General features: G+C 34.6%; 14 protein-coding genes and 3 tRNA genes. 1 reads left to right on the top strand and 16 read right to left on the bottom strand.

Going from position 1 to position 21,926, the window contains the following annotated elements; genetic code table 11:
* Positions 1-470: 470 nt before the first annotated feature.
* From RCH18_RS14915 to RCH18_RS14905, 3 genes are all read right to left on the bottom strand, one after another.
* The gene (locus RCH18_RS14915) at positions 471-2,732 is read right to left on the bottom strand and encodes an aconitate hydratase (RefSeq protein ID WP_326937568.1); all 2,262 of its coding nucleotides are present in this window, start codon (positions 2,730-2,732) and stop codon (positions 471-473) included.
* Positions 2,733-2,989: 257 nt separating this feature from the next.
* Positions 2,990-3,943 carry an AAA family ATPase gene (locus tag RCH18_RS14910; protein ID WP_326937567.1) on the bottom strand — a complete coding sequence of 318 codons (954 nt, stop codon included), beginning with the start codon at positions 3,941-3,943 and terminating at the stop codon, positions 2,990-2,992.
* Positions 3,944-4,054: 111 nt separating this feature from the next.
* Positions 4,055-5,491 carry a peptidylprolyl isomerase gene (locus RCH18_RS14905; RefSeq protein WP_326937566.1) on the bottom strand — a complete coding sequence of 479 codons (1,437 nt, stop codon included), beginning with the start codon at positions 5,489-5,491 and terminating at the stop codon, positions 4,055-4,057.
* A 740-nt stretch (positions 5,492-6,231) separates the two neighbouring features.
* Here RCH18_RS14905 and RCH18_RS14900 point away from each other — a divergent pair.
* Positions 6,232-7,821: a peptide chain release factor 3 gene (locus RCH18_RS14900; protein ID WP_326937565.1), complete on the top strand. Its 1,590-nt coding sequence runs from the start codon at positions 6,232-6,234 to the stop codon at positions 7,819-7,821.
* 151 nt (positions 7,822-7,972) lie between these two features.
* On the opposite strand, the gene RCH18_RS14895 is transcribed toward RCH18_RS14900, so the two are convergent.
* The 13 genes from RCH18_RS14895 to RCH18_RS14835 form a co-directional block, all read right to left on the bottom strand.
* A complete protein-coding gene (locus RCH18_RS14895) occupies positions 7,973-8,278 on the bottom strand; it encodes a DUF3467 domain-containing protein (RefSeq protein WP_326937564.1) in 306 nt (101 codons plus the stop codon).
* Between the two features lie 97 nt (positions 8,279-8,375).
* Positions 8,376-12,686 carry a DNA-directed RNA polymerase subunit beta' gene (gene rpoC / locus RCH18_RS14890; RefSeq protein WP_326937563.1) on the bottom strand — a complete coding sequence of 1,437 codons (4,311 nt, stop codon included), beginning with the start codon at positions 12,684-12,686 and terminating at the stop codon, positions 8,376-8,378.
* 290 nt (positions 12,687-12,976) lie between these two features.
* Positions 12,977-16,789 carry a DNA-directed RNA polymerase subunit beta gene (gene rpoB, locus RCH18_RS14885; protein ID WP_326937562.1) on the bottom strand — a complete coding sequence of 1,271 codons (3,813 nt, stop codon included), beginning with the start codon at positions 16,787-16,789 and terminating at the stop codon, positions 12,977-12,979.
* A 273-nt stretch (positions 16,790-17,062) separates the two neighbouring features.
* The gene (rplL, locus tag RCH18_RS14880) at positions 17,063-17,431 is read right to left on the bottom strand and encodes a 50S ribosomal protein L7/L12 (protein WP_326937561.1); all 369 of its coding nucleotides are present in this window, start codon (positions 17,429-17,431) and stop codon (positions 17,063-17,065) included.
* Between the two features lie 91 nt (positions 17,432-17,522).
* On the bottom strand, positions 17,523-18,035 hold the full coding sequence (gene rplJ, locus RCH18_RS14875; protein ID WP_326937560.1) for a 50S ribosomal protein L10: 513 nt from the start codon (positions 18,033-18,035) through the stop codon (positions 17,523-17,525).
* A gap of 22 nt (positions 18,036-18,057) precedes the next feature.
* On the bottom strand, positions 18,058-18,747 hold the full coding sequence (gene rplA / locus RCH18_RS14870; protein WP_326937559.1) for a 50S ribosomal protein L1: 690 nt from the start codon (positions 18,745-18,747) through the stop codon (positions 18,058-18,060).
* Between the two features lie 13 nt (positions 18,748-18,760).
* Entirely contained in the window at positions 18,761-19,198 is a 438-nt protein-coding gene (gene rplK / locus RCH18_RS14865; protein WP_326937558.1) for a 50S ribosomal protein L11, read from the bottom strand.
* A gap of 66 nt (positions 19,199-19,264) precedes the next feature.
* Positions 19,265-19,816: a transcription termination/antitermination protein NusG gene (nusG, locus tag RCH18_RS14860; RefSeq protein ID WP_326937557.1), complete on the bottom strand. Its 552-nt coding sequence runs from the start codon at positions 19,814-19,816 to the stop codon at positions 19,265-19,267.
* Positions 19,817-19,826: 10 nt separating this feature from the next.
* Positions 19,827-20,024, bottom strand: coding sequence for a preprotein translocase subunit SecE (gene secE / locus RCH18_RS14855; RefSeq protein ID WP_326937556.1), 198 nt, complete (start codon positions 20,022-20,024; stop codon positions 19,827-19,829).
* A gap of 16 nt (positions 20,025-20,040) precedes the next feature.
* Positions 20,041-20,111: transfer RNA gene (locus RCH18_RS14850), tRNA-Trp, on the bottom strand.
* Between the two features lie 59 nt (positions 20,112-20,170).
* Positions 20,171-21,358 (bottom strand): elongation factor Tu, encoded by a 1,188-nt coding sequence (gene tuf / locus RCH18_RS14845; RefSeq protein ID WP_326937555.1) that lies wholly within the window; start codon positions 21,356-21,358, stop codon positions 20,171-20,173.
* A 53-nt stretch (positions 21,359-21,411) separates the two neighbouring features.
* Positions 21,412-21,483 (bottom strand) — tRNA-Thr (locus RCH18_RS14840).
* Between the two features lie 81 nt (positions 21,484-21,564).
* Positions 21,565-21,645: transfer RNA gene (locus tag RCH18_RS14835), tRNA-Tyr, on the bottom strand.
* Between the last annotated feature and the right edge of the window lie 281 nt (positions 21,646-21,926).

Below are 21,926 nucleotides of genomic sequence, written 5' to 3'. Positions count from 1 at the left end.
GAAGAATTAGCTCCAAAAAAAAATGTCTAGTAAATTGTATAGCCAAAAGATCTATACGCATTACTAAACATTTTTACGTTTCGACTACGCTCAACCGGACAAAAAATCAATAGCAATTAAAGTATATTCAAAGATGAAGTGGTGTAAAAATACTTGGAACGTTCCAAAAAGTCCAGAAAAGAATTAGCTCCAAAAAAAAAATGTTTAGCAAATTGTATAGCTAAAAGATCTATACGCATTACTAAACATTTTTACGTTTCGACTACGCTCAACTGGACAAAAAATCAATAGCCAATTAAAGTATATTCAAATATGAAGTGGTGTAAAAATACTTGGAACATTCCAAAAAGACCAGAGAAGAATTAGCTCCAAAAAAAAATGTCTAGTAAATTGTATAGCCAAAAGATCTATACGCATTACTAAACATTTTTATATAACTGTTTTGACTTAAATAATAAGCCAACTTCTATTTATGCTTCGGCAGCAATCAAATTCAAAGCTGAACCTGCTACAAACCAGCCAATTTGTCCTTCATTATAGGTATGATTTGCCATAATTATATCGGAAGTTCCATCAGCATGCACAAACTCTAATGTAAGAGGTTTTGCAGGGGCAAATTCAACTAAATCTAAGAAATTGATAGTGTCATCCTCTTGAATTTTATCATAGTCAGCTTCGTTAGCAAACGTCAGTCCTAACATTCCTTGTTTTTTAAGGTTTGTTTCGTGAATACGAGCAAATGATTTTACTAAAACTGCTTTTACACCAAGGAAACGTGGCTCCATTGCTGCATGCTCACGCGAAGAACCTTCACCATAATTATGATCTCCCACAACTATCGAAGGAATTCCAGCCGCTTTATACGCTCGTGCTACAGCTGGGACTGCATCATAAACGCCCGTCAATTGATTTTTAACTGTATTGGGTTTTTGGTTGAACGCATTGATAGCACCAATCAACATATTATTAGAAATATTGTCTAGATGACCACGGAAACGCAACCATGGACCTGCCATAGAAATATGATCGGTTGTGCATTTTCCAAATGCTTTAATAAGCAATTTGGCGCCTGTAATATTATTTCCATCCCAAGGTAAAAATGGTGCTAATAATTGCAATCTTTCTGAAGTTTCACTTACTGAAACAATGATATGCGAGCCGTCTTCCGCCGGTGCTTGAAAACCTGGGTCTTCAGCATCAAATCCTCTAGGTGGCAATTCATTTCCTGTAGGAGCCTCTAATCTTACTTCTTCACCATTTTCATTAATTAAGGTATCCGTTAATGGATTAAAACTTAAATCACCAGCAATGGCTAGAGCAGTTACTAATTCAGGTGAACCTACGAAAGCCATAGTATTTGGATTTCCATCGGCACGTTTAGAGAAATTACGGTTGAATGAGTGAACAATTGTATTACGCTCCTCTTTCTCAGCTCCTTCTCTATCCCACATTCCAATACACGGTCCGCATGCATTTGCAAATACAGTTGCTCCCATTTTATCAAAAATATCTATAAATCCGTCGCGCTCTATTGTATAACGCACTACCTCTGATCCTGGAGTAATAGTAAACTCTGATTTTATTTTTAAATGTTTGTCAGTAACTTGTTTGGCTATTGAGGCAGCACGAGCAATATCTTCGTAAGATGAATTGGTACATGATCCTATTAAAGCAACTTCAATTTTTAAAGGCCAATTATTTTTTATGGCTTCCTCTTTCATCTTTGAAATAGGCGTAGCTAAATCAGGTGTGAAAGGGCCGTTAAGATGAGGTTCTAATTCATCAAGATTAATTTCTATTACTTGATCAAAATACAATTCAGGATTTGCATATACTTCGTCATCACCTGTTAAATAAGATGCAATTTGATCAGCAGCATCGGCAACATCACCTCTATTAGTAGATCGTAAATAACGTCCCATTGAAGCATCATAACCAAAAGTAGATGTAGTAGCTCCTATCTCAGCACCCATATTACAAATTGTTCCTTTACCGGTACATGACATTGAAGTTGCTCCTTCACCAAAATATTCAACTATTGCTCCTGTTCCGCCTTTTACAGTTAGAATTCCAGCTACTTTCAAGATAACATCTTTTGGCGCTGTCCAACCTGAAAGTTTTCCAGTCAATTTTACGCCAATTAATTTAGGAAATTTTAATTCCCAAGCCATACCTGACATTACATCAACAGCATCAGCTCCACCTACTCCAATAGCGACCATTCCTAAACCACCTGCGTTTACAGTGTGAGAATCAGTACCAATCATCATTCCACCTGGAAAAGCATAGTTTTCAAGAACAACTTGGTGAATAATTCCTGCTCCTGGTTTCCAAAATCCAATTCCATATTTATTAGATACTGAAGAAAGAAATTCAAAAACTTCATTACTTTGGGTTTTGGCTCGAGCTAAGTCAGTTGCTGCATCTACTTTTGCTTGGATCAAGTGATCGCAATGTACGGTTGTAGGAACGGCAACTTTAGATTTGCCAGCATGCATAAATTGCAATAATGCCATTTGTGCAGTAGCATCCTGACACGCTACTCTATCTGGAGCAAAGTCTACATAATCAACACCTCTAGAAAAAGCATGTGATGGCATTCCGTCCCATAAGTGATTGTAGAGAATCTTTTCTGTTAAAGTAAGTGGACGACCAACTATTTCTCGTGCTTTATCAACACGAGTAGTCATGTTGTCATACACTTTTTTAATCATTTCAATATCAAAAGCCATAATGTAGGATTGTTTGTTATTTGTAATGCAAATTTAAGTATTTAAGATGAGATTTAAAAAGATTTTAATAAAAGTCATCTTTAGTGCCATTTACATTGTATTTCAGAATTATTAAGCAATTTATATAAGAAATTAGCAATAATTGCTTTTAAATTTAATACATCAATAATAAATACTCTATCAGGTTTAGAATTGAAACCTTTATTGTAATTTATATAATGCATTTCTTATCTTAAATTTCTATAATTATTAAGATATTATAGCAGTTTAGCAATAATCATTTCCTCCGTTATTCCCTCCGCATCCGCTTTATAATTTTTGATAATACGATGACGTAAAATTCCAGTTGCTACTGCTTTTACATCTTCAATATCAGGTGAAAATTTGCCAGTAAATGCTGCATTAGCTTTGGCTGCTAATATAAGATTTTGTGAAGCTCGAGGACCTGCACCCCAATCTAGATAATTTTTGATAAAGTCATTAGACAGCGAATTGTCAGGTCTGGTTTTACTAACTAACGTAACAGCATATTCAATTACATTATCTGGCACAGGAATTCTGCGTATCAGGTCTTGAAAATCTATAATTTCTTGTGCTGTAAATAAAGGGTTAATTGACTGCTTTATATCCGAAGTAGTTTGTCTTACCACTTGTACTTCCTCTGCAAAACTTGGATATTCTAATTTTATGGCAAACATAAATCGGTCTAATTGGGCTTCAGGTAATGGATACGTTCCTTCTTGCTCAATAGGATTTTGAGTCGCTAACACAAAATAAGGTAACTGTAATTTGTACTTTTGTCCTGCAATAGTAACCGATCTTTCTTGCATCGCTTCTAATAAAGCAGCTTGCGTTTTAGGTGGTGTTCTATTAATTTCATCGGCAAGTACAATGTTAGAAAATATAGGCCCTTTTATAAATTTAAAACTTCGACTTTCGTCTAAAATTTCACTGCCCAAAATATCTGAAGGCATTAAATCTGGTGTAAACTGTATCCTCTTAAAGTTTAGTCCTAATGCTTGGGCAAGCGTATTGACTAACAATGTTTTAGCTAATCCTGGAACTCCTACTAAAAGCGCATGACCTCCTGAAAAAACACAAAGTAATATTTGATCGACAACAGCCTCTTGTCCTACAATTATTTTTGAGATTTCTTTTTTTAGTTCTATTCTTTTTTGAACTAATTTATGTATTGCAGTTACGTCTGACATTTATAACATATTTAAAAATTAAAAAGAGTTAGCTTTATTAAATTATAAAACTAACTCTTTGTACTTATTTAACTAAAATATTTAATCCTTTAAATTTTAGAATTATAAAAATTATTTCTTTAACCAATTATTGGTAAAATCACAATCTCTATATTCCCCTATAATTTTAATATAAGTTTCTTTAATTTTTTCATCAAACCATTTTCCTATGGCGGTGATTTGTTTGCTTTTTAAAGCTAAGTCCTTAATTTTAATATAGTCCTTTCCATAATCAGCTGCATGTTCATCAATTCTATTGGTCACAGTAATTAATTTAAATTTCTTATTTCCTTCTTCACTTTGGTCTAATATAGGATCTGAAATTTGATTTGTTTTTAGATTAGAAACTTGTCCATAAAATGTAGGATCCATTTTAGTCAATTCAAATCTTGTATCTTGAGTTTGAGGGTTTATTAATGCACCACCATTAGCTCTTGTTTCTTTTTCATCTGAAACAGTTCTCGCAGCTTCGGCAAAAGTAATTTCCTTGTCCTCAATTCTTTTTTTAATCAAATTTATTTTCTCTTTAGCTTCCGTCAAAGCTTCCTCAGTGACAACTGGTGATAATAATATGTGTCGTAAATCTACCTCCTGACCTTTTATTTTTTCTATATAAATAATATGGAAACCAAAAGTAGTTTCAAAGGGTGCCGATATTTCACCTTCCGCTAAACTAAATGCAACATCTTTAAACTCTTTTACAAAAGGAGTTTTACGACTCATTTTATAAAAACCACCATTTGCCCTTGAACCAGGATCTTGAGAATATAAAACTGCTTTTGTTGAAAAACTAGAACCTTCTTCTATTTCTTTTTTAAACCCATTCAATCGATCGATCACTTTTTGCTTATCTGCTTGCGAAACTTTAGGCTGTACTATTATTTGAGCTACTTCAAGTTCAACACCAAAGAATGGTAAATCATTTTTAGGAATTGTTTTAAAGTAGTTTCGAACCTCTTCAGGAGTAATTTCTACTGCATCAACTATCTTTTTTTGCATTTCAGAAGTTAATTTTCCTTCTTTTAAAATATCAGAAAAGTAACTTCTAAATTCTTCCTCAGAATCTTTTTTATAATACTGAATTACTTTTTCCATTGACCCAATTTGGCTTACCATATAGTTCAAACGTTCCTCCATCATCCCTTTTACTTCAGAGTCAGTAACTACAATACTGTCTTGAATGGCTTGGTGCGCGTATAATTTATCTTCCAATAACTTACCTAACATTTGGCATCTGGTTATATCCTTAACAGAACCGCCTTGTGCTGAAATCTCCAAAAATGATTTATCAATATCTGAATCTAAAACAATATAATCGCCCACCGTTGCTATAACACCATCAATTTTCAGTTTTCCTGTAAATGGTTTTTTGATAATAGGCTTAGTAGTAATTACAGAATCTTTAATAATTTCTTGTGCGCTTACTACAAAATTTGAAACTATAAAAAGGAAAGATAGAAGTGCAAGTCTGTTATTAATGAACTTCATAGGTATTATATTTAATGGCATAAGTAAATTTTAATATTAATTGAGAACTATCGAGTGCTATTGATTTGATTTAAAAATCCAACCATAAAAAAATGATGGCAAATATACACTTTTAAGAATCATGTTTGAGCAGTATTTATAGAACAATAAAGAGTGACATTATCTTAATTTAAAGCAAACAAAAATAGTAATTCAATTACAGTAAACAAGTTTCCTTACTAGTATTAACAAAATATTATATCTCATTTTTCCTTGAGACTTTATGGGTAAAAATGGATGTTAATAGTAAATAATTACAGTTTTAAATAAGGAAAGTATTAATTAAGAATAAATGTCAAATTATATAACATATAAAAAAGATCATAGCTGCCATTCATTTTACACCTAAAAACACAGTCTAATTAGCATCATTTTTCCAGATACTTATCAAGTTTTTTCACTTGATTTACAGGAATAATTGATTGTGTCATCTCACGCGCGTCGGTACTTACTTACCTGACCTTGATTTTGCAAGAAAAAAAATTATCGTTTAATTGTGTTTTTTCTTTGCACGATTAAAAATTATATTGAGCACTTACATGGCACATGGTTAAGAACAATGACATTATTTTCTTCTAATTACTCAGTAGCAGATTATAGCAGATAATAAAAAACACATATTACTATAAAAATAGTACTATTTATAAGCAGTTATAATTAAGACACAACAATTTTTTAATTAGCATTTATAAATAGTACTTTTGCATCCTATTTATATTATTATGGGGTTTTTAGAAGAAATACAACGCAGACGTACTTTTGGGATAATTTCACATCCTGATGCTGGAAAGACAACATTAACGGAAAAACTCCTTCTTTTTGGTGGGGCAATTCAAGAAGCAGGTGCTGTAAAAAATAATAAAATCAAAAAAGGAGCTACTAGTGACTTTATGGAAATTGAACGTCAAAGAGGGATTTCTGTTTCTACTTCCGTACTGGCATTTAATTACAAAGATATAAAGATAAACATCTTAGATACTCCAGGACATAAGGATTTTGCTGAAGATACTTTTAGAACATTAACCGCTGTAGATAGTGTCATTGTAGTAATTGATGTTGCAAAAGGAGTGGAAGAACAAACAGAAAAATTAGTTGCTGTTTGTAGAATGCGTAAAATTCCAATTATTGTTTTTATCAATAAATTAGACCGAGAAGGAAAAGATGCTTTTGACTTAATGGATGAGGTAGAGCAAAAATTAGGTTTAAGAGTAACTCCTTTGAGTTTTCCTATAGGAATGGGTTATGATTTTCAAGGAATTTACAATCTTTGGGAACAAAATATTAATTTGTTTAGCGGCGATAACAGAAAAAACATTGAAGATACAATTGCATTTTCTGATGTTAAAAGTCCTGAATTAGAAAAAATAATTGGTCAGAAACCCGCTGATACTTTACGTGGCGAATTAGAATTAATTGATGAAGTGTATCCTAAATTTGATCGTCAAGAATATTTAGATGGAAAACTACAGCCTGTATTTTTTGGTTCAGCCTTAAATAATTTTGGAGTTAGAGAGCTTTTAGATTGTTTTATTCAAATAGCGCCTTCTCCAAGACCTAAGGAATCAGAAACGCGATTAGTTGATCCTAGAGAGGAAAAAATGACTGGTTTTGTTTTTAAAATCCATGCTAATATGGATCCAAAACACAGAGACCGTTTAGCCTTTATAAAAATTGTATCTGGAACTTTCGAGAGAAACAAACCTTACTATCACGTTCGTCAAAAAAAGAATTTAAAATTTTCTAGTCCAAATGCTTTTTTTGCTGAGAAAAAAGAAATAGTTGATATTTCATATCCAGGAGATATTGTAGGACTGCATGATACTGGAAATTTCAAAATTGGGGATACTCTTACTGAAAGTGAGTTGATGAGTTTTAAGGGAATTCCAAGCTTCTCGCCAGAACATTTTCGTTATATCAACAATGCCGATCCTATGAAAGCCAAACAATTGGAGAAAGGAATCGATCAATTGATGGATGAAGGAGTAGCGCAACTGTTTACACTTGAAATGAACAACAGAAAGATTATAGGAACTGTAGGAGCGCTTCAATATGAAGTAATTCAATATCGTTTAGAGCATGAATATGGCGCAAAATGTACTTATGAAAATTTTCCTGTGCATAAAGCGTGTTGGGTAAAACCGAGCGATCCTAAAAGTGAAGAATTCAAAGAATTTAGAAGAATAAAACAGAAGTTCTTGGCTCATGATAAATATGGACAGCTTGTGTTTCTAGCTGATTCAGATTTTACAATTCAAATGACTCAAAATAAATATCCTAATGTGAAGTTATTTTTTACGTCAGAATTCGAGTAAGACAATTTTAACTTTAGACATAAAAAAACGCTAATCTAACAAGGTAGCGTTTTTTTTTTGCATTATAGTTCATAAAAAATTCGTCAATTTCAATTTATTAGAAAAGAACAGTCAATAAAAAAAAACGCTCACCTAAGCGAACGTTTTTATATTAAGCTTGTCCCGCAGGACCAAAATTAAGCGGTATTGCTGTTTGTTCCGTATCTTTTATTTCACCATGAGCGATTTCAAAACGATGGATGTTTTCACCAATTGCTTTCAATAATCTTTTAGCATGTTGTGGGGTCAAAACAATCCTTGACTTTACTTTTGCTTTTGGAATTCCAGGCATAATACTAACAAAATCTAAAACAAACTCCGATGAAGAGTGATTTATGATAGCTAAATTAGAATAAATTCCTTCAGCCGTTTTTTCGTCTAGTTCTATGTTGATTTGCTCTTGTTGTTGATCTTTCATATTTTTAGTTCTTAGTGGTTAGTAAATAGTCATTAGCAACTAAACAATAGCAAAAAGTGATTAGCCAAAAGACTAATCACTAATTACTGTGGACTAATTAATAAATATACTCTTCTTTACTAGCCATCATATCATTGTAATCTTCCTTAGATCCTACAATGGTATTGTCATATTCTCTCATACCTGTTCCGGCAGGGATTCTATGTCCTACAATTACATTCTCTTTCAATCCTTCTAAATAATCAATTTTACCTGCAACTGCAGCTTCATTTAACACTTTAGTAGTTTCTTGGAACGATGCAGCAGAAATAAATGATTTCGTTTGCAATGATGCTCTAGTAATACCTTGTAAAACTGGTGTTGCAGTAGCCGTAATAACATCACGAGCCACAACAAGATTTTTATCATTACGTTTCAGTAAAGAGTTTTCGTCACGCAACTCACGAGGCGTAATAATTTGTCCTTCCTTAAGTGCACCTGAATCTCCAGCATCTTCAACTACTTTCATACCATATAATTTATCATTTTGAACGATAAAATCTTTTGTATGAATCAATTGATCTTCTAAGAATAAAGTATCACCTGGATCTTGAACTCTTACTTTACGCATCATTTGACGTATTACTACTTCAAAGTGCTTATCATTAATTTTTACTCCTTGTAAACGGTAAACTTCTTGAATTTCATTAACCAAGTACTGTTGAACAGCTGCTGGTCCTTGAATTCTTAAAATATCATCAGGAGTAATTGCTCCATCAGATAAAGGAACACCTGCTCTTACAAAGTCATTCTCTTGAACAAGAATTTGACTTGATAGTTTAACCAAATATTTTCTAATATCCCCGAATTTAGATTCGATTATAACTTCACGGTTACCTCTTTTGATTTTTCCAAAAGAAACCACTCCATCAATTTCAGAAACTACAGCTGGGTTAGAAGGATTACGAGCTTCTAACAACTCTGTAATTCTAGGTAAACCTCCTGTAATATCTCCTGATTTAGAAGAGCGACGAGGAATTTTAACCAATACTTTACCTGCTTTAATTTTCTCACCGTTGTCAACCATCAAGTGGGCTCCAACAGGTAAGTTATAAGAACGAATCAATTCGCCATCTTTACCGTAAACCAGTAAAGTTGGAATTAATTTACTAGCTCTAGATTCAGAAATTACTTTTTCTTGGAAACCTGTTTGCTCATCAATTTCAACCATGAACGATTGACCTTGCTCTAAATCTTCGTAAGCAATTTTACCAGTAAATTCAGAAACGATAACTCCGTTGTATGGATCCCATTTACAAATAACTTCTCCTTTATCTACAGATTGACCATCTTTTACAAAGATGCTAGAACCGTAAGGAATGTTATGTGTGTTTAAAAGAATTCCAGTTTTCTCATCCACTAATTTTAGTTCAGTAGAACGAGAGACAACAATATCAACTGAATTACCTTCGCTATCTTCACCCTTAACTGTTTTTAAATCTTCAATTTCTAACTTACCTTTAAATTTGGTGACAATGCTAGATTCTTCAGAAATACCACCCGCAACCCCACCAACGTGGAAAGTACGAAGTGTTAATTGTGTTCCTGGCTCTCCAATAGATTGAGCTGCAATTACACCAACAGCCTCACCTCTTTGAGTCATTTTACCTGTAGCTAAGTTTCTACCGTAACATTTAGCACAAATACCTTTTGGAGCTTCACAAACAAGGGGAGAACGAACTTCCACTTTGTCAATAGGAGAAGCTTCAATTAATTTCATAATTGCTTCAGTAATTTGCATTCCTGACTCAACTAAAACCTCATTTGTAAGAGGATTAACAACATCTTGCAATGCAACACGTCCTAATATTCTTTCTCCTAAACTTTCAACAATTTCTTCATTCTTTTTCAAAGCAGAAACTTCTACTCCTCTAAGTGTACCACAATCTTCAATGTTTACAATAACATCTTGAGATACATCATGCAATCTTCTTGTTAAGTATCCTGCATCGGCAGTTTTCAACGCCGTATCAGCAAGACCTTTACGTGCACCGTGAGTAGAAATAAAGTACTCAAGGATTGATAGCCCTTCTTTAAAGTTAGAAAGAATAGGGTTTTCAATAATTTCACCACCACCAGCAGTAGATTTTTTTGGCTTAGCCATCAAACCACGCATACCAGTTAACTGACGAATTTGTTCTTTAGATCCCCTTGCTCCAGAGTCAAGCATCATATACACTGAGTTAAAACCTTGTTGGTCTTCTCTGATGTTTTTCATTGCTAATTCTGTCAATTGAGCATTTGCAGAAGTCCATACATCAATAACTTGGTTATAACGCTCGTTATTAGTAATAAGACCCATGTTATAGTTAGCAGAAATACCTTGAACTTGCTCTCTTGCATCAGAGATTAATTTCGGTTTTTGATCCGGAATTCTAATGTCACCAAGTGAGAATGATAAACCACCTTTAAAGGCAAATTTATAACCCATATCTTTCATGTTATCCAAGAAAGCCGCCGTTGTAGGTACATCAGTAGAACTTAATACGTGACCAATAATGTCTCTAAGGTTTTTCTTAGTCAATACATCATTGATATATCCAGCTGCTTCTGGCACTACTTCATTAAATAGTACACGTCCCGCAGTTGTTTGAATAATTTTGTAAACTAACTCACCCGCTTCGTTAAAATCTTTTGCTCTAATCTTTACAGAAGCATTCAATTCTAATCTGCCTTCATTCAAAGCAATATTTACCTCTTCAGCAGAATAAAATGTAATTCCTTCTCCTAAAATTTTAAGTTCTGGAGTTGACAAACGCTCTTTGGTCATATAATAAAGACCAAGCACCATGTCTTGAGAAGGTACTGTAATTGGAGCACCATTTGCAGGATTCAGAATATTATGAGAACCCAACATCAATAGTTGCGCTTCTAATATAGCTTCTGGACCTAGTGGTAAGTGAACTGCCATTTGATCCCCATCAAAATCGGCATTAAATGCAGTACAAACTAAAGGATGCAATTGAATCGCTTTACCTTCAATTAATTTTGGTTGGAATGCTTGAATACCTAATCTGTGCAATGTAGGAGCACGGTTTAGTAATATTGGGTGACCTTTAATTACATTTTCAAGGATATCCCAAACTACTGGCTCTTTCTTATCTATTATTTTTTTAGCTGATTTAACCGTTTTTACAATTCCTCTTTCAATCAATTTACGGATAACAAAAGGCTTGTATAACTCTGCTGCCATATCTTTAGGGATACCACACTCAGATAATTTTAATTCAGGTCCAACAACAATTACCGAACGAGCAGAATAATCCACACGTTTTCCAAGTAAGTTTTGACGGAAACGACCTTGTTTTCCTTTAAGGGAATCCGAAAGTGATTTTAAAGGACGGTTTGATTCTGTTTTTACTGCAGATGCTTTACGCGTATTATCGAAAAGTGAATCTACCGATTCCTGCAACATACGTTTCTCGTTTCTTAAAATAACTTCTGGAGCTTTGATCTCCATTAATCTTTTCAAACGGTTGTTACGTATAATGACACGACGGTATAAATCATTTAAATCTGAAGTAGCAAAACGACCTCCATCAAGTGGCACAAGCGGACGTAATTCTGGTGGAATAACTGGAACCACTTTCATAATCATCCATTCAGGACGATTCTCACGGTTTAAGTTAGACTCACGGAATGATTCCACTACTTGTAATCTTTTTAAAGCTTCCGTTTTACGTTGTTTAGACGTTTCATTATTTGCATTATGTCTTAATTGGTAAGACAACTGATCTAAATCAATTCTAGCTAATAAATCCATTATACACTCTGCTCCCATTTTGGCAACAAATTTATTTGGATCAAAATCATCTAAATATTGATTGTCTGCAGGAAGTGTATCCAGAATGTTCAAGTATTCTTCTTCTGTCAGGAAGTCTAATCTTTGTACTGATTCACCTTCTGCATTTTTAGCAATACCTGCTTGGATTACTACGTATCTTTCGTAGTAGATAATCATATCTAATTTCTTAGATGGAAGTCCAAGGATATAACCAATTTTATTAGGAAGAGAACGGAAATACCAGATATGAGCAATTGGCACAACAAGATTGATGTGTCCTACTCTATCTCTACGTACTTTTTTCTCGGTAACTTCAACACCACAACGGTCACAGATAATCCCTTTGTAACGTATTCTTTTATATTTTCCACAAGCACATTCAAAATCTTTTACTGGTCCAAATATACGCTCACAGAAAAGACCATCACGCTCAGGCTTATGAGTTCTATAGTTGATAGTTTCTGGCTTTAAAACCTCTCCTCTTGACTCTTTCAAGATAGATTCTGGCGAAGCTAATCCTATCGAAATTTTGCTGAATCTTTTAACAGGATTCTTATCTTTATTATTATTTCTATTATTGATCATAGTTTTTACTATTGATTTATTTGCAATTAAAAAATTGATTTTTATTATAGTCGAAAGTTTGAAAGCCGAAAGCTGAAAGTCACGTAGGACTTTAAACTTTATGACGTTTGACTTTAAGACTATTAAAACACCTCGAGTTACTTCTCTAAACTTCAAACTGATTATGAAGCGCTAGTTATAAAAATTTGATTTCTATAAAAAATCGGAACGGTTTACGGGTATAAATCCTAAAAACTTGTAAATACCACGTAAAGACGCGATTAATCGCGTCTTTACAGTGATACTAAATATTATTCTTCTAAACGAATGTCTAATCCTAAACCTTTCAATTCATGCATCAATACATTGAATGATTCTGGCAATCCTGGCTCTGGCATAGACTCTCCCTTAACGATTGCTTCGTAAGTTTTAGCTCTACCAATCACATCATCAGATTTAACAGTCAAGATTTCACGTAAAGTACTTGATGCTCCATAAGCTTCAAGTGCCCAAACCTCCATCTCTCCAAAACGCTGACCTCCAAATTGTGCTTTACCTCCAAGTGGTTGTTGGGTTATTAAAGAGTACGGTCCGATAGAACGGGCGTGCATCTTATCATCAACCATGTGACCCAATTTCAACATATAGATAACTCCAACTGTTGCTGCTTGGTGGAAACGTTCTCCAGTACCACCATCGTATAGGTAAGTATGTCCAAAACGTGGTATTCCAGCTTCGTCAGTCAATTCATTGATTTGGTCTAAAGATGCACCATCAAAAATAGGAGTAGCAAATTTTCTACCCAAGTTCTGTCCAGCCCAACCCAATACCGTTTCATAAATTTGACCAATGTTCATACGTGAAGGTACACCTAATGGGTTCAACACAATATCAACAGGAGTTCCATCTTCTAAGAAAGGCATATCTTCATGACGAACGATACGAGCAACAATACCTTTGTTACCGTGACGTCCTGCCATTTTATCCCCAACTTTTAACTTACGTTTTTTAGCAATATATACTTTAGCTAATTTCAAAATTCCAGCTGGTAATTCATCACCAACTGTAATTGTGAATTTCTCCCTACGTAATGCACCTTGTAAATCGTTCAATTTAATTTTATAGTTATGAATTAAATCATTTACCATTTTATTAGTTGCATCATCAGCAACCCATTGACCTTTACTTAGGTGAGCAAAATCTTCAACAGCATAAAGCATTTTTTGAGTATATTTTTTACCTTTCGGTAAAACTTCTTCACCCAAATCATTCATTACACCTTGAGATGTTTTTCCGTTGACGATTACGAAAAGTTTCTCTACTAATTTGTCTTTTAATTCAACAAATTTCGTTTCAAACTCCATTTCTAAAGCACCTAAAGCATCTTTATCTTGCGTACGTTTACGTTTATCTTTTACTGCTCTTGCAAACAATTTTTTGTCTAAAACAACACCATGTAAAGAAGGAGACGCTTTTAATGAAGCATCTTTTACATCACCTGCTTTATCACCAAAGATTGCACGAAGCAATTTCTCTTCAGGAGTAGGATCAGATTCTCCTTTTGGAGTAATTTTTCCGATAAGAATATCGCCTGGTTTAACCTCGGCTCCAATTCTAATCATACCATTTTCATCTAAATCTTTAGTAGCTTCTTCAGAAACGTTCGGTATATCGTTCGTTAATTCTTCGTTACCTAATTTAGTATCTCTTACTTCTAATGAATAATCATCCACGTGAATAGAAGTAAAAATATCATCACGAACTACTTTCTCAGAAATTACAATAGCATCCTCAAAGTTGTATCCTTTCCATGGCATAAACGCCACTTTTAAGTTACGACCTAAAGCTAATTCACCATTTTGAGTAGCATAACCCTCAGATAAAACTTGACCAGGAACCACTCTATCCCCTTTTCTTACGATAGGTTTTAAGTTGATACTTGTACCTTGGTTGGTTTTTCTAAATTTGATTAAATTATAAGTCTTTTCATCAGATTCAAAACTCACCATTCTTTCTTCCTCAGTACGATCGTATTTGATAGTAATGATATTAGCATCTACATATTCAATAACTCCATCTCCTTCAGCATTTATCAATACTCTAGAATCAGAAGCAACTTGACGCTCTAAACCGGTTCCAACAATTGGAGCTTCAGGACGAATTAATGGTACGGCCTGACGCATCATGTTAGATCCCATCAAGGCTCTATTCGCATCATCATGTTCCAAGAAAGGAATTAATGAAGCAGAAATAGAAGCAATTTGGTTTGGAGCAACATCAGTATAATCAACTCTTGTAGGCTCAATTACCGGGAAATCACCTTCTTGACGTGCAATTACATCTTCCGAAGTAATTTTTCCAACGCCATCCATTTGGATATTGGCTTGAGCAATCATCATTCCTTCTTCCTCTTCCGCACTTAAGTAAACAGGCGTAGACACTAAATCTACAACTCCATTAGTTACTTTACGATACGGTGTTTCAATGAAACCCATTCCGTTTACTTTGGCATAAACACCAAGAGATGAAATCAAACCAATATTTGGTCCCTCTGGAGTTTCAATTGGACATAAACGTCCGTAATGCGTATAGTGAACGTCACGAACCTCAAATCCAGCTCTTTCTCTAGAAAGTCCACCTGGTCCAAGTGCGGATAATCTTCTCTTGTGCGTAATCTCAGCAAGTGGATTGGTTTGATCCATAAACTGTGACAATTGGTTTGTACCAAAGAAAGAGTTGATCACAGATGATAATGTTTTAGCATTAATCAAATCTATTGGTGTAAACACCTCGTTATCTCTTACGTTCATTCTCTCACGAATAGTTCTAGCCATACGCGCTAGACCTACACCAAATTGCTGTGACAACTGTTCTCCAACCGTTCTTACACGACGGTTTGATAAGTGATCAATGTCATCAATCTCTGCTTTAGAGTTGATTAATTCAATCAAATATTTTACTATAGTTATGATATCTTCTTTGGTCAAGACTTGCTTTTCCATTGGAGTATCTAAACCTAATTTTTTATTTATTCTGTAACGACCAACTTCACCTAAGTTATAACGTTGATCAGAAAAGAATAATTTATCTATAATACCACGAGCAGTTTCTTCATCAGGCGGTTCTGCGTTACGCAATTGTCTGTAAATATGCTCAACAGCTTCTTTTTCAGAGTTTGTTGGATCTTTTTGTAACGTATTATGAATGATCGCATAATCACCTTGATTAGCATCTTCCTTATGCAACAAAATAGATTTAACGTTAGAATCAATGATTTCTTCCACATTATCTTTGTCGATAATAGTATCTCTATCAAGGATTATTTCGTTACGTTCGATAGAAACTACTTCACCAGTATCTTCATCTACGAAATCTTCATGCCATGTATTCAACACACGAGCAGCTAATTTTCTACCGATATATTTTTTAAGACCTGTTTTAGACACTTTGATTTCCTCAGCAAGGTCAAAAATTTCAAGGATATCCTTATCTCTTTCGAAACCGATTGCACGGAATAAAGTAGTTACAGGTAGTTTTTTCTTTCTGTCAATATAAGCATACATTACGCTGTTTATATCTGTAGAAAATTCTATCCAAGAACCTTTAAAAGGAATTACACGGGCAGAATACAATTTAGTTCCATTAGCATGGAATGATTGTCCAAAGAAAACACCTGGAGATCGATGCAATTGAGACACAACCACACGCTCAGCACCATTGATAACAAAAGTACCACTTGGCGTCATATAAGGTATAGTTCCAAGATATACATCTTGAACGATAGTTTCAAAATCCTCATGCTCAGGATCTGTACAATATAGTTTTAACCTAGCTTTTAAAGGCACACTATAAGTAAGACCTCTTTCAATACATTCTTGAATGGTGTAACGCGGTGGATCTACAAAATAGTCAAGGAATTCCAGTACAAAATTATTTCTAGTATCTGTAATTGGAAAGTTTTCCATGAAGGTATTGTATAGCCCTTCGTCGCCTCTCTCGTCAGATTTAGTTTCTAATTGAAAAAAATCTTTAAACGATTTAACCTGAACATCTAGAAAATCTGGATATTGAGGTATGTTTTTAGTAGAGGCAAAATTTAATCTTTCAGTCTGATTTGTGATCATCAATGGAGAAATTTTGATTAAAAAAAGTAGTTTTTGTGCAAAAACACTGTTTAATTTATAAAACAATCTATACTTTTTTTTTATAATCAATACATCTTTAAAAATATTTTAAGAGCGACTCTTTCCATATTTTCTTTCATCGTATTGATTTAAAAACCTGTTGTATTTATGCTATTTTATAATAAAACTTAAAATAATTTTATTATACGAAAAATGGTTTAGGCCTTAGACATACATCTAAGACCTAAACCTAATTCTAAAAAGAGAGGTAAACTATTTAAGTTCAACCTCAGCTCCTGCTTCTTCTAAAGATTTTTTAAGACCTTCAGCTTCTTCTCTAGTAACACCTTCTTTTACGTTACTTGGAGCGCTATCTACTACATCTTTAGCTTCTTTCAAACCTAAACCTGTAAGTTCTTTAACTAATTTTACTACAGCTAATTTAGAAGAACCTGCTGCCTTCAATACCACTGTAAATTCTGTTTGAACTTCTTCAGCAGCAGCTTCACCACCACCTGAAACTACAGCAGCTGCAGCAGCTGGCTCAATTCCGTACTCGTCTTTCAATATTGTTGCTAATTCGTTAACTTCTTTTACAGTAAGGTTAACCAATTGTTCTGCGAATTGTTTCAAATCTGCCATTTTTGTTATCGTTTTAAAATGATTTGTAAAAATATAATTTATTTATTGTGCGCTTTTTATATAATAAAAACAAAGTTACACTCTATTCTTATTATGCTTCTACTTCCTCTGAAGCCTCTTCGCTTTTAGCGAATTGGTTTTGAAGAGCAGAGATAACTCTTTGAGCTGGTGATTGAAGCAACCCAATGATTTCACCAATTAGCTCTTCTTTAGATTTGATCGTCGCTAATGCATCTAATTGATCATCTCCAATATAGATTTCAGAATTAATATAAGCTCCTTTTAAAATTGGGGTAGCTGATTTTTTTCTGAAGTCTTTAATTATTTTTCCAGGTGCATTTGCAACATCTGAAATAAAGATAGCGCTGTTACCAGATAATACTGATGGTAAATCACCATAGTCATTAGCAGAAACTTCCATCGCCTTAGCAAGCAACGTATTTTTTACTACCTCTAATTTAACACCTGCTTTATAACAAGCTCTTCTCAAGTTTGAAGTAGCTACTGCATTCATTCCAGAAATATCAGATACATAAATAATATTTGTACCAGCTAACTGTGCAGTTAAATCTTCAATCGCGATTGATTTTTCTTCTCTAGTCATACTAAAAATTTTTAACTACCAATTATACTGCCTTAGGATCCAATGCAATTGCTGGACTCATTGTGCTAGTTAGGTAAATACTTTTGATGTAAGTTCCTTTAGCCGCAGTTGGTTTAAGTTTGATTAATGTTTGAATAATTTCATGAGCATTTTCAACAATTTGTTCAGCTCCAAAAGAAACTTTACCAATTCCTGCATGCACTATACCAGTTTTATCAACTTTAAAGTCAATTTTACCAGCTTTTACCTCTTGAACAGCTTTTGCAACATCCATAGTTACAGTACCTGTTTTAGGGTTAGGCATTAAACCTCTTGGTCCTAAGATACGACCTAATGGACCTAATTTACCCATAACAGAAGGCATAGTGATAATTACATCAACATCTGTCCAACCATCTTTTATTTTTTGTAAATACTCGTCAAGACCTACATAGTCTGCACCAGCTGCCAAAGCTTCCGCCTCTTTATCTGGAGTTACTAATGCTAATACTTTAACATCTTTACCTGTACCATGAGGTAATGTTACCACACCTCTCACCATTTGATTCGCTTTTCTTGGATCTACACCCAAACGTACCGCGATATCAACAGACTCATCAAATTTTGCAGAAGCAACCACTTTTATAAGTGCCGCAGCATCTTTTAAAGAGTATAGTTTATTCTTTTCAATTTTTGAAGCAGCCTCTTTTTGCTTTTTTGTCAATTTTGCCATGTCTTTCTCTTAATTAAAAAGGAGCTTCTCCTGATACAGTTATACCCATAGATCTAGCTGTTCCAGCGATCATGCTCATAGCAGATTCGATTGTAAACGCATTTAAATCTACCATTTTATCTTCGGCAATCGCCTTGATAGTATCCCAAGTAACACTAGCTACTTTTTTACGATTTGGCTCACCAGATCCGGACTTTAGCTTTGCAGCTTCCATTAACTGGACTGCCGCTGGAGGAGTTTTAACAACAAATTCAAATGATTTGTCTTTATACACAGTGATTTGTACTGGGCATATTTTGCCGGCTTTATCTTGAGTTCTAGCATTAAATTGCTTACAAAACTCCATGATATTTACACCAGCAGCTCCTAAAGCAGGTCCAACCGGTGGCGACGGGTTCGCAGCACCTCCCTTAACTTGTAGTTTAACTACCTTACTAATTTCTTTAGCCATTTTTTAAAAATTTAACACCGCAATCATTGGAAGCGACTGCAATGGATATTATAGTTGTAACAAAAATTATACTTTTTCAACTTGCATAAAACTCAATTCTAATGGAGTTTTTCTTCCGAAAATCTTAACCATTACTTCTAGTTTACGCTTTTCATCATTTATTTTTTCAACAGTTCCATTGAAACCGTTAAAAGGGCCATCAACAACTTTAATCGTTTCTCCAATATTAAAAGGAATTGCACGAGTATCAGTATTAACAGCTAATTCATCTACCTTACCAAGCATTCTATTTACTTCAGATATTCTTAAGGGAACAGGCTCACCACCTTTAATTTCACCTAAGAAACCAATAACACTGGTAATAGATTTAATAATATGGGGAATTTCACCAACGAGATTTGCCTCAATCATAACATAGCCAGGAAAATAAACTTTTTCTTTAGTTATTTTTTTCCCTTCTTTTACAGTAACGACTTTTTCAGTAGGCACTAAAACTTGAGAAACATAATCAGTCATTTCTAATCTTGCGATTTCAGTTTCGATATATGCTTTCACTTTATTCTCTTGTCCGCTTACCGCTCTAACGACGTACCATTTTTTAATATTATTATCTGTCATAACACAAAATTTAAGCTTTTATCCAGTTAAAAAATCCAGCTAAAGCTTTTGCAAATACCTCATCAACGCCCCAAGTTGCCAAGGCGAATAATATAGAAAAGACAGCAACAACAATCGTTAGACGTTGCACCTCAGGCCATTCTGGCCAAGATACATTTGATTTTAATTCCTCAAATGCTTCCGATATATAATTTACAACTTTTGTCATTATGATTTATTTTTTGCACGGGCGGAGGGATTCGAACCCCCATCAACGGTTTTGGAGACCGCTATTCTACCCTTGAACTACGCCCGTATGTAAAGCCAGTTTTATTTCAATTAAGAAAAAAAACTGGCTTTGTATTATTTAGGAAATTATCCTACAATCTCAGTTACTTGACCAGCACCTACTGTTCTACCACCTTCACGGATTGCAAAACGTAAACCAACACTCATTGCAATTGGGCTTAATAAAGCTACATTGATTGTTAAGTTGTCTCCTGGCATTACCATTTCTACTCCTTCTGGCAAAGTAATAACTCCTGTTACGTCAGTAGTACGTACGTAAAACTGTGGACGGTAGTTATTATGGAATGGTGTGTGACGACCACCCTCTTCTTTTTTCAAGATATAAACCTCAGCTTTAAAAGTAGCGTGTGGTTTTACTGATCCTGGCTTAATGATAACCATTCCTCTTTTGATAGATTCTTTATCAACACCTCTTAACAATAAACCTACGTTATCTCCTGCTTCACCTCTATCAAGGATTTTACGGAACATCTCAACTCCTGTAATAGTAGAAGTTAATTTTTCAGCTCCCATTCCAATGATTTCAACAGCATCACCTGTATTAGCAATACCAGTTTCGATACGACCTGTAGCAACAGTTCCACGACCAGTAATTGTAAATACATCCTCAACTGGCATCAAGAAAGGTTTTGCAGTATCGCGGATTGGCTCTTCAATCCACATATCAACAGCAGCCATTAATTCAATAATTTTTGGTACCCAAGCTGGATCACTATTCAATCCTCCAAGAGCTGACCCTTGAATAACTGGACAGTTGTCACCATCATATTCATAAAAAGACAATAAGTCTCTAATTTCCATTTCAACAAGTTCTAATAATTCCTCGTCATCAACCATATCCACCTTGTTCATGAATACAACCATTCTAGGAATACCAACCTGACGACCTAAAAGGATATGCTCACGTGTTTGTGGCATAGGCCCATCAGTTGCAGCTACTACAAGAATAGCACCATCCATTTGTGCAGCACCAGTAACCATGTTTTTTACATAATCCGCGTGACCTGGACAGTCAACGTGAGCGTAATGACGATTAGCTGTTTCATACTCAACGTGAGATGTATTAATTGTAATACCTCTTTCTTTTTCTTCAGGAGCATTATCAATTTGATCAAATGATTTTGCTTGACAGTAACCAGCATCAGATAATACTTTAGTTATCGCTGCAGTTAGTGTAGTTTTTCCGTGATCCACGTGCCCAATAGTACCAATGTTTAAGTGGGGCTTGCTACGGTTAAAGGTTTCTTTTGCCATTTTACTTAATTTTTAATCTTGTTATATATTAATTTTTATTACCTACTTATTTGAGCCAACTACGGGAATTGAACCCGTGACCTCTTCCTTACCAAGGAAGCACTCTACCTCTGAGCTAAGTCGGCAGGTAAAGTTTTTTTTGTTTCAGGTTTTGTGTTCCAAGTTGCTAGCAAAACTTGAAACCTGAAACTTTTAAACTTTTTTCGTGGGGAGAGCAGGATTCGAACCTGCGAAGTTTACACAGCAGATTTACAGTCTGCCCTCGTTGGCCGCTTGAGTATCTCCCCATTTTTTTAAAATTTCAATAAATCAAAAAACAAATTCCAAATCGCATTTACTTTTCTTGAGCTGGCGGAGGGACTTCCCTCGACTTTGCTCGGGATAAACTTCTCGTCCTTTCGGATTTAAAGAAGAAGATCATTTGCGACACCATTTCCTTTTCTTGAGCCGGCGGAGGGACTTCCCTCGACTTCGCTCGGGATAAACTTCTCGTCCTTTCGGATTTAAAGAAGAAGATCATTTGCGACACCATTTCCTTTTCTTGAGCCGGCGGAGGGACTTCCCTCGA

The organism is Flavobacterium sp. PL11 (assembly GCF_035985025.1).
In the GTDB taxonomy this organism is placed as follows: domain Bacteria; phylum Bacteroidota; class Bacteroidia; order Flavobacteriales; family Flavobacteriaceae; genus Flavobacterium.
Note: the sequence above shows the minus strand (reverse complement) of the source record. Positions and strands in the feature narration are given on the sequence as shown.